General features: G+C 65.8%; 16 protein-coding genes and 1 pseudogene. 4 read left to right on the top strand and 13 right to left on the bottom strand.

The annotated features are described in order from the left end of the window. Positions 1 to 3 precede the first annotated feature (3 nt). The 7 genes from KME78_RS65745 to KME78_RS61100 all read right to left on the bottom strand — a co-directional run bounded on the left by KME78_RS65745 (position 4) and on the right by KME78_RS61100 (position 7,352). Entirely contained in the window at positions 4 to 1,083 is a 1,080-nt protein-coding gene (locus KME78_RS65745; RefSeq protein ID WP_308127590.1) for a tyrosine-type recombinase/integrase, read from the bottom strand. Positions 1,084 to 1,307: 224 nt separating this feature from the next. Further along, positions 1,308 to 1,532, bottom strand: a complete 225-nt coding sequence (locus KME78_RS61075; protein WP_219539477.1) for a hypothetical protein — start codon at positions 1,530 to 1,532, stop codon at positions 1,308 to 1,310. Beyond that, positions 1,516 to 3,939 (bottom strand): sensor histidine kinase, encoded by a 2,424-nt coding sequence (locus KME78_RS61080; RefSeq protein WP_219539478.1) that lies wholly within the window; start codon positions 3,937 to 3,939, stop codon positions 1,516 to 1,518. The genes KME78_RS61075 and KME78_RS61080 overlap by 17 nt, the downstream gene beginning before the upstream one ends. A 200-nt stretch (positions 3,940 to 4,139) precedes the next feature. Beyond that, positions 4,140 to 4,847 carry a hypothetical protein gene (locus tag KME78_RS61085; protein ID WP_219539479.1) on the bottom strand — a complete coding sequence of 236 codons (708 nt, stop codon included), beginning with the start codon at positions 4,845 to 4,847 and terminating at the stop codon, positions 4,140 to 4,142. A 192-nt stretch (positions 4,848 to 5,039) separates the two neighbouring features. Further along, the gene (locus KME78_RS61090; RefSeq protein ID WP_219539480.1) at positions 5,040 to 5,633 is read right to left on the bottom strand and encodes a lysophospholipid acyltransferase family protein; all 594 of its coding nucleotides are present in this window, start codon (positions 5,631 to 5,633) and stop codon (positions 5,040 to 5,042) included. 98 nt (positions 5,634 to 5,731) lie between these two features. Beyond that, positions 5,732 to 6,415 (bottom strand): response regulator, encoded by a 684-nt coding sequence (locus tag KME78_RS61095; RefSeq protein ID WP_219539481.1) that lies wholly within the window; start codon positions 6,413 to 6,415, stop codon positions 5,732 to 5,734. Positions 6,416 to 7,112: 697 nt separating this feature from the next. Beyond that, a complete protein-coding gene (locus tag KME78_RS61100; RefSeq protein ID WP_219539482.1) occupies positions 7,113 to 7,352 on the bottom strand; it encodes a hypothetical protein in 240 nt (79 codons plus the stop codon). 113 nt (positions 7,353 to 7,465) lie between these two features. Between KME78_RS61100 and KME78_RS61105 the strand changes: the two genes are divergently transcribed. Beyond that, the gene (locus KME78_RS61105; protein WP_219539483.1) at positions 7,466 to 8,053 is read left to right on the top strand and encodes a pentapeptide repeat-containing protein; all 588 of its coding nucleotides are present in this window, start codon (positions 7,466 to 7,468) and stop codon (positions 8,051 to 8,053) included. Between the two features lie 299 nt (positions 8,054 to 8,352). Here the strand turns inward: KME78_RS61105 and KME78_RS61110 are convergent, their stop codons facing one another. From KME78_RS61110 to KME78_RS68360, 4 genes and pseudogenes are all read right to left on the bottom strand, one after another. Continuing rightward, positions 8,353 to 8,601: a hypothetical protein gene (locus tag KME78_RS61110; protein WP_219539484.1), complete on the bottom strand. Its 249-nt coding sequence runs from the start codon at positions 8,599 to 8,601 to the stop codon at positions 8,353 to 8,355. After that, positions 8,598 to 8,903 carry a type II toxin-antitoxin system Phd/YefM family antitoxin gene (locus KME78_RS61115; protein WP_219539485.1) on the bottom strand — a complete coding sequence of 102 codons (306 nt, stop codon included), beginning with the start codon at positions 8,901 to 8,903 and terminating at the stop codon, positions 8,598 to 8,600. Before KME78_RS61115 ends, KME78_RS61110 begins: the two co-directional genes overlap by 4 nt. Positions 8,904 to 9,057: 154 nt before the next feature. Beyond that, positions 9,058 to 10,001, bottom strand: a pseudogene (locus KME78_RS61120) (IS5 family transposase). 54 nt (positions 10,002 to 10,055) lie between these two features. Beyond that, positions 10,056 to 10,292 (bottom strand): hypothetical protein, encoded by a 237-nt coding sequence (locus KME78_RS68360; RefSeq protein ID WP_372455136.1) that lies wholly within the window; start codon positions 10,290 to 10,292, stop codon positions 10,056 to 10,058. Between KME78_RS68360 and KME78_RS61125 the strand changes: the two genes are divergently transcribed. Beyond that, the gene (locus KME78_RS61125) at positions 10,209 to 10,673 is read left to right on the top strand and encodes a hypothetical protein (RefSeq protein WP_219539486.1); all 465 of its coding nucleotides are present in this window, start codon (positions 10,209 to 10,211) and stop codon (positions 10,671 to 10,673) included. The genes KME78_RS68360 and KME78_RS61125 overlap by 84 nt on opposite strands. Positions 10,674 to 10,695: 22 nt before the next feature. After that, positions 10,696 to 11,112 carry a hypothetical protein gene (locus KME78_RS61130; RefSeq protein ID WP_219539487.1) on the top strand — a complete coding sequence of 139 codons (417 nt, stop codon included), beginning with the start codon at positions 10,696 to 10,698 and terminating at the stop codon, positions 11,110 to 11,112. Between the two features lie 226 nt (positions 11,113 to 11,338). Here KME78_RS61130 and KME78_RS61135 read toward each other — a convergent pair whose 3' ends face one another. Beyond that, entirely contained in the window at positions 11,339 to 11,998 is a 660-nt protein-coding gene (locus KME78_RS61135; RefSeq protein WP_219539488.1) for a hypothetical protein, read from the bottom strand. 237 nt (positions 11,999 to 12,235) lie between these two features. Further along, entirely contained in the window at positions 12,236 to 12,424 is a 189-nt protein-coding gene (locus tag KME78_RS61140) for a hypothetical protein (RefSeq protein WP_219539489.1), read from the bottom strand. Positions 12,425 to 12,786: 362 nt separating this feature from the next. Between KME78_RS61140 and KME78_RS61145 the strand changes: the two genes are divergently transcribed. Beyond that, complete coding sequence (locus KME78_RS61145; protein WP_219539490.1) at positions 12,787 to 13,797, top strand: hypothetical protein; 1,011 nt, start codon at positions 12,787 to 12,789, stop codon at positions 13,795 to 13,797. Positions 13,798 to 13,922 lie beyond the last annotated feature (125 nt).

Raw genomic sequence — 13,922 nt, forward strand, 5'->3', positions numbered from 1 at the left:
CGATCACCTTGCCGCGCCGAATGTCACCGCAGGTAGAGCCGAAAGTCCCTTGTTCGATGCCTGCAATACGGGCGGGGTCGAGCCCTCTGCCCCCGCCAAAATAGGCGGAGGTAGCAAACAGGTACAAAAATCTGCGCTGAGGGTGGGAGAGGAGTCATCCCTTCGCAGGAGCACGTGAACAGGATCGGCAGATCCCTGACCCCGAGGTACGCGCGGGTCGGCGCCGGCCGCTACACCGCTGCATACAAGGCCCGGATCCTGGAGCAGTACGACCGGCTCGATAAGGCTGGCAGGGCGCGTTGATGCGCCGACATCGCTGCTGGAGGCACGGCGGCACCCAGTTGGGCGTGATCCGGCAGCGCTTGGCGAGGTCTGCGAGCGTATCTCCGGCCTCGACGGTACCCTGAACGCAAAACAGCTCCTGCCCCACCTCGACCTGGCCCTTGGCATGTCGGCGCCGGGCCAGGAGGCGCGGTCGGTGCGCCACTCGGTGGTGGAGGTCCGCGCGGTGCCGTCCAGGAGCGGGATCTCTCGGGATGTCTCGCCCTTGCCGGAGCGGACGATGACCTTGCCTTTGCGCGCCGAGAGCGGGACGTCGTCGTCGTCCAGAGCGACGAGCTCGGCGATCCGGACGCCGGAGTAGAACAGCAGCCGGCCGATGGCGCGGTCGCGGGCGAGGGGGCGGCGTTCGACGGCGCGCAGGTAACGCTTCTGCTGGCGGGCGTCCAGGGCGCGGGGCGCGAGCTTGGGGGCGTCGTCGCGGCGGACGACGGCGGGGCCGAGTCCGAGCTGGGTGAAGAAGTGGTCCAACGCGGTGAGGTGGGCGTTGACGGTATTCGACGCGCGGCGCAGCACGGTCTTCATGTGGGTCTTGTAGTCGCGGATGGCGAAGTCGCGGTCGTGGGCGTCGGTGAGCGGGTCGCCGTCGAGGCCGCTGGCCTCCAGCCAGGCGAGGAAGATCCGGACCCGGGAGTCGTAGGCGCGGCGGGTGTCGCCGTCCAGCGGGGCCCGCTTCAGCGCTGCGGCGTAGGCGGCGTGGATCGTGGTGAGCGCCTCGGGCACCGCTTGTTGCTGCCGCTCCACATCGCCCTCGCAATATCAGAAGTTGATTCGCCGGGTGTCCTGTCTCGTCGAACTCGAGGCATGAGACCTCCTTGAGCTGCGGTGCCTCAGAATGGTTGAGACGAGTTGATGAAGTCGCATCTCATTGATCATGAGCGGCACCCGCGGCGGGTTCGCACCGAAGAACACCCGGTCGGATCGGAGCCGGACCAGGATCTGGACCCGCTCGGTGGCCAGCCGCTGGGTCAGGTAGATCGGGCAGTAGGCGATGTCGAGCACGAACAGCGGCGGCGCCTGCCCGACGGGCAGGCGCCCTGCGGGTCCGGCCCGGCCTCCTCCAGCCGCCCCAGCAGGTCACCGATCTGCCCGGCGGCGATCTCGTTGGCGTTCCCGCAGGTGGGTACCCGGCGCACGTCCATCGGCATCGTCCACGATCCCGTCGGGGGATCGCCGTCAAACTCTGGGCACACCTTGGTCTCCATCGGAGGCGGGGCGATCCCAGGTGAGCCGGATGCGGGTGCCTCGTCCCGATGCGGACCAGATGTCAGCGTCGCCGCCGATTGATCGCAACCTCTGTATGAGGATCTCGGCGAGTCCGCCGTCGTGGCTCACGGTCTCCGGGTCGAAACCGCGGCCTTGATCGCGTATCACGATTTCGATGGACGAACCCGAGCTTGCCGCCCGGACGACCGCGTGCGCCGCACCGGCGTGCCTCCGGACATTGGTCAGGGCCTCCCGGACCGCCTCCGACAATGCGACGGTGACCGGGTGGGACGGGTCGAAGGTGAGCTCGCTTGTCACCAGCTCGACGCGCAGGCCCTGGGCGCGAAACTCGTCACTGACCATCTTTAACGTCAGGGTGAGGCCGTTCGACGTGGTCGCGCTGCTGTCGCGCAGCGCTTGACGCAGTTCGCCTGCCTGAGCCAGCGCCAGACCGCGAATCTCGCGCATGCGATCGCTGGGTGGCGCCTCTTCCAGGCTGCTCAAGTCAGTGATCCTCATGAGCGTTCGCAGGACGCGATTCTGCAGTGCCTGCAGCATGCGCACCCGCTCCAACGTCCGGCCCGCCCGTACCCCCTCGGAAACGGTCAACCGGGCTCCCTCCCGCGCCAGCCTCACCAGCATCCACACGATGACGAGGGCCAGCGTGAGGTATCCCTGCCTGCCGATGAGCTGCATCCAGTCGACGGTAGCGATCGTCGTGCTGTTCACCCACGCCATGACGAGTTGGAGGACGCCGCCGCCGGCTACGAGCGCCAGGCCGGCCCACGTCCCTCGCACCGCGGTCCAGAGCGCGGTAACCCCCTGGGTATAGGCCCAGACGATGTCGTGCCCCGGCATGGTCAGGGTGTCGGCCGGAAAGATCGCTGCCGTCCACACGTTCAGCCCAGCCGCGATCGCGACGTCGACGGCAAAGACCACTCGGGACTGGAGCAGCCATCTCAAGCGTCCAGCGAGGATTCCGATGAGGACGACGGCGTCCATCAGCAGGACACCGGCCATCCCGACGGAGAACCAGGTGGACTGGCTCAATGCGATATTGGCGAGCGCGCCGGTGACCTGGATCGGGCTGAGGGCGATGCGGTAGGCGAGCACGGCCGTGACGAACCAGGTGAGGGCGCGGCTCGTCAAGGCATCGATATCGGTCGCCTGCGATAACTCTTCCGACGCGGCCGGCGATCGGCTCTCTCGGGCCAGAGGGACGGCGATGTGAATGCGGGTGCCCCGCCCTGGCTTCGACCATATTTCGGTCGTGCCACCGACAGCGGCGATGCGCTGATGGATGGAGCCCGTGAGCCCGAATCCTTGCGTTGTGGTGGCGGGATCGAACCCGTGCCCCTTGTCCCGAATCGTGATCCTTATGAGCCCGTGGGAACAGGAGAAGCGCACGCTGGCCACGGCCACCCCTGCGTGCCGCCGCGCATTGTTGAGTGCTTCCCTCACCGCGCCGGTGAATGCGGCCGTGACCTCCCGCGTGGGCTCGGGCACGGTCTCAGAAAAAGCCATCTCGACGCGCAGTCCCTGCTCCGCGAACCGCCGCACCAGCTTGGCCATTTCGGCACGGAGGCTCGCCGGTACGTAGTCCTCATTGTCGCGGAGCAGTGCTTTGACGTCTATGATCTGCGCCCGCACCAATATCGTGATCTCCCGCAGACGGGCTTCGTCCGGTGGATCCGGCATGCCGCTTCTCTGGATGACCTGGCCGAGCGTCTGCAGGACGGTATCGTGCATGTCGAGCAGGACTTGTACGCGCTCCATTGTCTGTCCAGCTTGCAAGGCCGCGGCGTCGGCGAGGCCTGCGCCATGCCAGGCGAGCTTGATGACGACCAGGGGAACCACGAATCCGTTCGCCGCCCAAGCCGTTCTGGCCAGCGCCTGAAGGCAGACGTCGAGGGTGAGGTTCGGCACGCTCACCCAGCTGATGAGGAACTGCGTGACGCCGCCTGCCGCGAGCAGGGCAAACCCCAGACGGGCGCCGTGGATGGTGGTCCACAGGCCTATGGTGCCGAGAATGTACATCCAGAAGGTGTCCCTCTGGGCCAGGACGTACGCGCCCGGAGGAAGCTGGAGCGCCGACCAGACGATCAAGCCGGCGGTGGAGAGCAGATCCGCAGCCAGGAACCAGGGAGAGCGCAGGAGCTGACGGACCCGGCGGGCGATCGACGCGACCATCATGCCCGTGTTCACGACGACCGTGATGACGACGACGGGCAGATAGACACGGGCCACGGATCCAAGCCCCTCGAGGCCGCCGACATACGTGATCAGCACGATCACCGACCGGAACGCGAAGATGGCGATCACCACCCAATCGGCGATGCGCGCGGCCAAGGTGGCGAGGCGTTCCTGATCAGCACCGCTGAGCTGGTCCAGCATCGCCCCTTTGGAGCCGCCGGGCCTGAATTGGGCCACTGCGCTCCGCACCGCGAGAACGAGCCGCCACAGCCGGCGAGCGCCATGGCCCGGCACATGGCCTGCGGCTGTGTGTCGATTCATGGCTCTGCTCTTTCTGAAAGAGGACTTCGCGGCGGACGCAATTCGCTCGGCGCCACAGGGCACTGCCGTTTCGGACGTGACTACGGCAGGGAGGCTGCGAATCCTTCGACGATCGCTCGGCCCGTCTCAGGCGAGGTGAGGTATGACCCCACCCAATGCCGGGCGGGTGCGCAGTCGATGAGCACATCCTCGATCTGATCACCGCTGCCGAACAGCGGCCGCAACCTGCGGACGACCGTTATCGGATCCCGGCGACCGGCGATGTTCACCCATTTGCCCAGCCCTTGCGGCCACTTCTTACGCTTTCCGGAATTCGTGGATTCGAGCCGGTCGAAGAACAGGCCGCGCATCCCCAGCGGGGATCCGAGCGTTATGAAGAGCTCCACGTTATGCACGGGCATGGCGGTCAGGGCCTCGTAGGCGGCCACGGATCCCAGGGAGTGTGCGATGACCACGCGGGTGTCGTCCGTCACGCCGTCTGCCACGTGCTCCCTGGCCTGCCGGCGGATCCGCACGTCGCTCAGATACCGCAGCAACTGTGCCGCGAAGTTGAACGCTCCGGTGAAAGTCATACGCTCGGCCATATTCGAGTCCGCCCCCGTCCGTTCCTGGCTCCTTCGCGGAGACAGGATGCCGGCGAGAGAGACATGCGAGAAGTCGTCGGCAAAACCCACCTCGCCGACCGAACAGCCAAGGACTTTTTGCAGGCCGCGCAGCCAGACGACTTCTCTGAAAGCAGGCGGTGCGAGCTGGGGGTCGCATCCGTCAATTCCCACGATCCGTGCCATTGGAATCCCCTTGTCGGCCGGTTTTCTCTGTTGGCACGAGAATGGCCGACGGCGGATTGGAGCGGCACGGGAGAAGTACCTGTATTGGATGAGGTATAACTACGCCACTTTGCAGCGGCCTGATTTCTGGCACGCTGAAGAGCGGGGATGAGTGTGTCGGCCCCCGCGGCGGGCATACTCATGTGCGCGTTCTCATTCAGTACGTGCCAGGATCGAGGCGAGGCCGGTCCTGATTTCTCGCAGGACCTCGGTCTCCTTGGCGTCCGGCGGAGTGGACAGCCACTGCGCGGAGACGCTGATCGTGGGGCGTCTGCCCGGAGACAGCCGGACCCGTGGTAGCGCGGCGCCCCGCGGCCAGGCGGCATCGGTGTTGATCAGGCCGACCAGCAGGAGCGGCGCACCCGTGCTGACGGCCAGGTGAGCGGCGCCGCGTCGTAGCTCCGCGATGCCGTCGCTGCGTTCCTCGCTGCCGGGAATGCGTCCCTCCGGGGCCAGGGCCAGGACGTGGCCGTCCCGCAGCACCTCGACGGCGCGGTACAGCGCCTCCCGGCCGTGCCCGCGGCCGGCCGGGATGCCGCCGATGGCCCGCAGGAGCTGGCCGACCACCGGCAGCCGGAAGTAGTCTGCGCGGACGAACATGTACGGATATATGCGCCAGTGCCGGAAAGCGAGGAGCCCGATGAAAAGATCGATCATGCTTCGGTGATTCGCGACGACGATGACGCCACGCCCCTTTTTCGGGGTGAATCGCGCCTCGTCGATCTCGACCTTGGCGATTCCCTTCATGAGGATGCTTGTCAGGGCTGTGCAGGCGCGCAGCGCCCGCCGCCTGCCCCGCTCTCTCCTCCGATATTGGGGGTTCGGGGCCGCGCTTGAGGCGTACATTATTTCTTGCGTCGGTTCCATGACATGATCCCCTTTTCGTAGGCGAGTCGGGTGAGGTCAGGGCGGCGCCGGTAGCCGGTCTTGTCGCGGATCCGATCCAGATGGCCGTTGACGGTCTTCTCGGAAATGAAGAGTTGCTGGGCGACATCGGCAGCGGTTTCTCCGCCGGCGACCAACCTGAGGATCTCCGTCTCGCGAGCCGTCAGCCGTATCTCTTTCTTGAGGAGATAACCCGCAACCGTGGCCGAGAAATAGGTCCGGCCCACCGACACGGCCGTCAGCGCGCGGATGATCTCTTCCGGCTCCGCCTCTTTTGTCAGATACCCGTGCGCGCCTGCGCTGATGGCGTCGAGAACGGGGATCTCTTCCTCGAACATGGAAACGACCAGTATTCGATGTCCCTGGGCATGGAGATGCCGAACCGCCGGAGCGCCCTCGATCTCTCCCGACTTCAGCCGCAGATCCAGAACCACCACGTCAGGGCGAGTAACGGACCGCGCCTCGAACTCCTCCACGCAGGAGGCAACGGACGCCAGGCGCGTCATGGTCGCATCGTCGACGATTTTCGCCAGACCCAATCGCGTGACCGGATCATCCTCGATAATGGCGACGCTAATCATGGCGCTCCGATCTGCCGTCGCGTCCGATAGATCAAGCAGCGGTCGGCCGCTTTCCGCGTCCATGCTCCTCGACCACACTGCGGAACGCCAGGGTAGAAACACCCTCCCGCGCCGAGCCCTGAAGATTTAAAATCGGCCGCCGACGGCCGCTTATTCGATCCCAGCGGCAGAGCCAGCAGTTCGAATGCCTACACAGCGCGGGCCCACCCCGGCAAGGTCGCCGAAACCCTCCACCCCCGGCCCCGGCCGCCCCAAAGGTCACAAGAACAAGACAGTCCGGCCCCGCCACCCCGTGATCAAAAAGGGCAGACCGGACAACACCGGACATCCCAAGTGGAAGAGCCCACACGCCCGAGCCACGGCCGAGACCAGCCAGCCTTAAATCGTCAGACTGGTCGGGATAGTCGAGGACGCGGACGTAACAGGCTGGGCAGACGGGGCCGAGCGGCCAGTGGGCGTGGACAGGCCGCGTCTGGTCGCAGAGGGCGCACAGGGTTTGCTTGTGGGGGCGGCAGGCGTTGCAGACGAAGCCGTACCCGGCGCTGTTGGAGCCGTGCCTGACCTGGTGACAGACCGTGCATTCGGCGGGTGGCAGCACGGAGGCAGGAGGCGCGAGCCAAGGCGGCTCGCGACCGCAAGCAGGCCAGGCGGGATCAGGAGCGCAAGCAGCAGGCGCGGCGCCGCCGAAGCGACCGCCCGCATAGAGGCGATAAAGATCGGGCTCAGCGTCGGTGCCGGCACCGACGGGCCCGTCACTCTGCTACTGGCCGTGCGCCGTCAATGGCTCAGCGAACGCGACCAAGCCCACCGAGAACAGATCGACCAACAGGCTCAGGCTCACGCCGATCGGGTTGCCGCAGTGAACGAACATGATGCCGTCGAACGCCGCATCACCGATCTCTTCGCCAAGGCCGCCGACCAACTGGGTAGCGACAAGGGTCCGGTCCGCCTGGCCGGGCTGTACGCGCTGGAGCGACTCGCCCAGGACAACCCCGGTCACCGGCAGACCATTATCGACGTCATCTGTGCCTACTTGCGGATGCCCTGCACGCTGCCAGCCGACTCGTCGGCGCGGCCCAGAGCAGAGCCGCCACCGAGAGGAGCTTCAGGCACGTGACACTGCGCAACGTATCCTCGCCGCACACCTGCGCGATGAGACCTACAGGGCAACGGGAGGAGGGGTCCGTTTCGGAGGCGTTCTGGCCGGACATCCACGTCGATCTCGCTGGCGCCTGCCTGGTCAACTTCAGCCTCGTCCACTGTCGCATCGACGTCGTGACTTGCGACCATGCGACGTTCATAGGCGAGACGATATGCCGCGGCCTGATCTGTGACCTCGCCTTCTTCCAAGGGGCCACCTTCAGCGGTCACACCGACTTTCGGAGTGCCGTCTTCACCAACGATGTCTGGTTCGCGTACTCGAGATTTGCCACAGACGTATGGTTCCATGCCGACGAGTTCTACCCCGGTGCCCGTTTCGGCCGCCATGCTCCCTTGCAGGGTGTCAGCTTCATCCAAGGAGCGAAGTTCGACCATGCGACCTTCTCCGGAAGCGCCACCTTTGTGGAAGCCAACTACACGGCCGGCGCCAAGACCATCCACTTGGAGGGCGCACACATCCAAGATTTGAACGCTGTAAGTCCCGAAGTCACCAAGGCACCCAGCAACTGGAAGTCGGAGGTCAAGCCGAGCTCAGCCTGAACTCGATGTGACACGGAAGTAGCCGTGTTCCCATCAGGGACGACGCCGGGGACCTCTAGGGTCCAAGCCAACACGTGCTCTGGCACATCGGAGACTCCCGATGATCCCCGAACCCTCACCAGGCCCTCACCCCGGACCAGGTGGAGCGGCCGACGCTGTACTCGGTGGCAAGGTCGGCGAGGTAGACCTCGCTTTCGGCGTAGCAGCGGCGGAGGGAACGTCGGCGATGTCGCGTCGCCTGATGTCCTGGCCCCAGGAGGGGGTGAACCGCTCCTGGGGGCTCTCAGCGCTTCCGCCGCTCAGGTGTTGATGTGGAGAACCCAGATCGACACGTGCTCGAGGTCGTCTGGGCCGTACGTGTAGAGCGTGCGGAAGGTCGGCGTGATCAGCTCGTACGCGCCGGGGATCTCGGCGTACGGTACGGCTTCGGGGGGTGTAGGCTCGTCGCCCAAGTCCAGCAGCGTGTCGACGATCGACAGGCGCAGCGTCGGTGCCGCGAGGCGCAGCACGTCCTTGACTCCGGCGGCGAAGTGGACGGGAACCTTCACTGGCGGGCGCCATCCAATCCGAGATCGGCGTACGCCTCGGCGCGCGAGGTGTAGACCGTCATCTCGAGTTCGCCACGACAGGCGGCTGCCATCATCTCGCGCACGCCGGCGGCTTCGTTCGCGCGCTTGAGGCGCAGGTACTCCTCGAAGTCCTCCTCGGAGATGAGGACGGCGTGCTCCTCGTCGGAGCGCTTGATCCGGGTGGGGCGATGGGTCATGACGGCGCGGGACACGAGCGGGCCGAGTTTGTCGCGGGCCGCGGCGATCCCGAGCGTCTCCATGCTTGTCTGGTCGTTCGTCATACCCCTCAGCATAGGCCCATGATGCCGATATTGGCATGATGCCGAGTCTGGAAAGGTCTAGGAATCCCGAGGCTTCGGCGAGCCGAGAGGTAAGCCGCTCTGGAGACGGTGAGCCGACTGCGGGGGTGGTGCGCCCTAGGAGCTGTTTCTCAGATCAGGTGCGGAGCCAGATGATCAAGGCGGCCAGGGTGACGGTGCCGAGGAAGATGTAGGCGCGTTTGTCGTAGCGTGTGGCCACGGCGCGGAAGTTCTTCAGCCGGTTGATCGCCCGTTCGACGACGTTGCGTGCCTTGTAGCGTTCGGCGTCGAAGCCGGTGGGCCGTCCCCCGGCCGAGCCTCTCCGGCGGCGGTGGGCGCGTTGGTCGCGGGGTTCGGGGATGGTGTGGCGGATCTTGCGGCGGCGCAGGTAGGTGCGGTTGGCGCGGGAGGAGTAGGCCTTATCCGCGGCCAGGCTGTCGGGCCGGGTGCGCGGGCGTCCCGGCCCGAGACGGGGAATGCGGATAGTGCCCAGCACCCGCCGGAACTGCGGGCTGTCGCCGTACTGGCCCGGTGTCAGGACCAGTGACAGCGCCCGGCAGCGGCCGTCCGCCGACAGGTGGATCTTGGTGGTGAAGCCGCCGCGGGAGCGGCCTAGGCACTCCCCAGCCTGACCACCTCCGCCAGTCGGGCGGCCAGCGCGGCCAGCACCGGATCGCCCTGGTTTGTCCTGGCGGCGTCCCCCTTTTGCCGTCCCTGTGCGGGAGGCGGCGGTGGTGCTGTGCGGGGCGCGCCGGCGGCGTGCTGGTGCGCCCGGACCGTGGTGGAGTCCACGGAGATGTCCCAGTCCACCCGCCCCTCGCCATCCTGCTCGGCCTGGATCGCCGTCAGCAGCATCTGCCAGGTGCCATCGGCCGACCAGCGGCGGTGCCGCTTGTACACCGTGATCCAGGAGCCGAACCGTTCGGGCAGATCACGCCAGGGCAACCCGGTCCGCGCCCGATACAACACGCCGTCGATCGTCCTGCGATGGTCATTCCACCGACCGCCCCGCCGACCACCCTCGGGCAACAGCGGCCTGAGCCGCTCCCACTCCGCGTTCGTTAAGTCACCACGACCCATGCACCAATCGTGACAACATCGCCACAATTAGTCAGCAGATCTAAGAAACAGCTCTTAGACCTGGCCGCTCTTGTGGGCGTCTCTCCGCTGCTGACGTGCAGCCCGCATGCTCCCTCGCCTGGCTGGCTGAACATACAAAAGCTCGGTCATCTCCACGAGCATCTCCGCGACGTCTGCTACCTCCTCCAGCGAGTAAACCAGCCCCAGGTGTACGGCGTCGTTGCCCAGCAGGCGCGCTTCATGGAGATCACGAATCAGCTCGTCCGCGAGATCGCCCTTCAGCTCCTCGATCTTGCCGTAGAGGTGTGGAGCCGTGGCGCCACGCTCCTTGCACAGTTCCTCTACCGCCGCTTAGTACACGGCGGCGGCACCTCGGTAGGAGGCGGCGCCTTCACAGCGGGCACCTTCGGCGAACATGTCGCGGATGGCTTCCGGCACCTCGACCGGCAAATCCTCTCGTACGCTCGGAGCGGGCCACACCTGAAGGATCGCTTCCAGTGGGCGCTGCGTGCCAGTTGCGGTGCCTTCCTTCCCCCGATTCTCGTCCTCACCGTGCGGAAGGGCGAGCTCGTCGTCATCCGAAGGCGGATACGCGTGATCATCATATGGCGCAGTGAAGAGGGCGCAGATCGTCTCCTGGTCGTGAAACGGCCAGCTTGTGTGGCCCGATAGCCCAAGTGTGCGGCATCTCGGTATGGTTTTCAGCGCTGTAGCTCTCGCCCTGGCCGGGTGTAGCGCGCAGCCCGCATTGCCGCAGCCGACGACTCCGCCCGCATCCGTAGCGCCGCCAGCTGACGGCGGCACCTACACGACTCCGCGCGAAATCGTCGCCAAGCTCCAAACCGCAGGGGTCAGCTGCGGCGACTACACCCCCATCGCCGCCCCCATCGGCGCCCTGGACCGCGGCCAATGCCAGAGTGGAGAGCTGGTGATCTCGACCTTCGCGCGTGAGGGTGACGTGCAGGCGCAGGTGGAGCTCTACCAAAAGGTCGGCGAGGAACTCGACCAGAGCGCAAACGTGATCGCTGGCTTGAACTGGACCATCCACACGACAGACACCGCCGACCTCGATCGCGCATGGAAGACTCTGGGCGGCCGACACATCCAGTGACACGCCTCCTACTCGTGCGCTCCTCCAGCCGCGCCCAGGGAAGCGCTATCCAACGACGGCGACGGTGCCCGCAGGGCCACACTCTGCCTGGCCGCTGATCGCCTGACCGACAGCGGCTCGGGCCCTATCGTGCAGAGGAAAAGACGTCGCTATCGCGCCACCAGACGTCCACGCGCCCGTCGGGCGGCGCCGCGGAACAGGAAGCGATCGAAGAGGTAGAGATGAGTCAGGCCAGCGGCACCATGTCGTCAACTAGGGCGAACCGGTTGTCTGCCGGATAGGTCACTTGAAAGTCCCGTCGCAGCCCGATTGCGCTGATGGACAGGTAGACAGGCCGGTAGAGGACCAGGTATTTCGCTTTGCGAAGCGCATCGTTGGCTCGATCGGGGGCATCCAGATCGACACCGGAGAGCCCGTACTCGGCGAGCCGGCGGACGAAATCGGGGACTTCGGACGCCCGCTCTTTCACCTCGATGTACCACTTCAGCGTGCCGTCGGATTCGGAGATCGTGATGTCCATCAGCCGATCCTCCGCCGCGACGAGGTACCCCTTGGGGGACAGCGCCGCATAGACGCGGGCGTACTCGGCCGCCTGGACTAGGTACTCCCAGTTCATACTTGGTACCCGTGTCCGCGCATGCCTGCTGACCCACGCGTAGGGGCCCTTACCTGGCGGTAGCCCCCGTAGGGTGAACCGGTAGGTGCCCACGGGCTCGATCAGGCCCTCCCGGTACCCTGCGGCGACCAGGGCCCGTACCCCGGCAGGAAGCCGCTGGTAAATGCCTGCGAAGTACGACTCGGAAATCTCCGAGTAACCCCATTCGCGGCAGGCACCCTGCACCCATCCTCGGAGAAGGTCAAGAAAGTAGTCCTTCGGCTCACCCATCTCACCACCATGACATCGAAGGCACGGCCGTACAGCCTGGTTGCGGCGAGCGACCCCACACATCAGCGGGGGTCTACTCACCGGGCGGGATGACGAGCCGGTCGAAGGCGAGCCCGCTGTTGCCCTCCCCGCGGCCGGGCCCTTGCGTGCGCCGTACCAGACGATGACTGAGCCGTTGGGCCGGCGGGTGCGCTGGTAGCACTGGGAGATGCGGGCGCCGGCTCGCGGCACCTCTTTCTAGTGTACGAAGTAGGCTGCGGGCAGGTTCTGCGAGAGCAGCGGCATGCGCGGACAGATCTTGGCCGGCCGGGCGGTGTCGCCGTCGAGAAACTGCGGGAGAGCGGCGCGCTGCAGCTGGGTTTCGCGCGTGCTGTCCTCGACGTGGACGGGGATGAACGGCAGCCAGTGTTCGGGTACCGAGCTCATCACCTGGTAGCGCAGCGGCCTGGCTCTTCGCGTCTATGGTTCCCGTTCAGTCACCTGTGTCCAATGAACCGCGATAACGACGGCGAGGACCGGATTCCGACGTGCGCCGCGTGCCTGAAGGTCGCTGAACGCATCGCGTGCCCGATAGAGCAGTAAACACGATTGAGCTGAGCCTTCGGTGTCAGCCTGCGATTATCGGCTCACCGGCGGTGAGAGGCGGTGGCGTCAAACCAGGGGCTACCTGCTCATGCTGAGCCTCGTTCTACCGACGGGTGTGGCTGAGCCCTTTCTCCAGTGCGATAGATGGACGAACCTGGCCATATGGCCGGATGGCCGGATGGCGATCCATTGTGGGGTGGCGGATGTGGCAGGCGCTTTCCGTGGGCGGGCGCTGGGTGTTCGGTTTGATATGCCTGGGGTACGTCCTGGTCTCGTTCATCACCCTTCGCGGGTTGATCGCCGCTCCTCGGTACCGCATTCTTTATGGTCGCGTGCAGGACTGCCGTGCGCGTGCCCGCGTGTTGAAGAGCACCTCCTCCTATCCAGACCAGGCGGTAATCACAGACGCTGTGTTGGATCGGCTGGCGGACCTCGAAAGGAACGACACCGTGGCGTGGCGTATCCCCAGAATCGGCGGAGTGATATCAATCCCGTTGTCCAAGCTTTCCGCCGCCTGGCGAGTTCTGCATGCGGCGGAGCGGCAGCTGGTGCGGCTGGAGTCCGACGAGGAGATCGCGATACTGGCCACAAGCACCGCTCTGCGTACGCAAGGGGCGCATGACGCCCGTGCCAAGAGGGTCGCGCAGGATCTCACAGCCGCTGGGGTGGAACCCGCCCGCCGCCGTCACCTGCTGATCGCGTTACTGGACCACCTGCACGCGCAGGAAGAACGGTCCTTCGAACTGGACTACGAACAGCAACGTGTCGCACTGTGGCTCGCGCTTGTCGGGCTTTTCGGGGTCTTTGGTATAGGCGCAGCTTTCGACCACCGGACAACATTGCTGCTGGGGGCCATCGGCGGGTTCTTGTCGCCTGTCGTCGGCGCCATGCGCGCGCAGAAGCAGTCGTCGTGGGGCGTGATGGTGCTCAGCCCGGTCGGTGGTGCCCTGGCCGCTGCGGGCGGCCTGCTCCTGACGCGCATGTTGTCCGACCAGCAAATCAACATCCTGGGACAGGTCTTCCGCGAGAACTCCTGGGGAGCGCCGGACAAACCACTGGCCTTGGCCTTGGCGCTGCTGTTCGGGTTTTCCGGCACGTTGTTCTCGCGCATGGCCCTGGCAGCGTCGATACAACTGGCGATCCACCAGGACAACGAAAGTGACGACGAGCGGGCGGGCGACGCTGGGTCGCAGGCTCTTCTTGAACGTCCTTAGAGGACGTTCTGCAACGGTATGGGCCTTTAATCCCTGCGTTTCGATAGGGATTTTCGGCAAATAGGTTGACGTTCAGTGTGAGTGCGCTCAACTGACAGTTATGGGCGAGCGCATGCCATACCCCA

This window comes from Nonomuraea guangzhouensis (assembly GCF_019396345.1).
GTDB classification, from domain to species: Bacteria; Actinomycetota; Actinomycetes; order Streptosporangiales; family Streptosporangiaceae; genus Nonomuraea; species Nonomuraea guangzhouensis.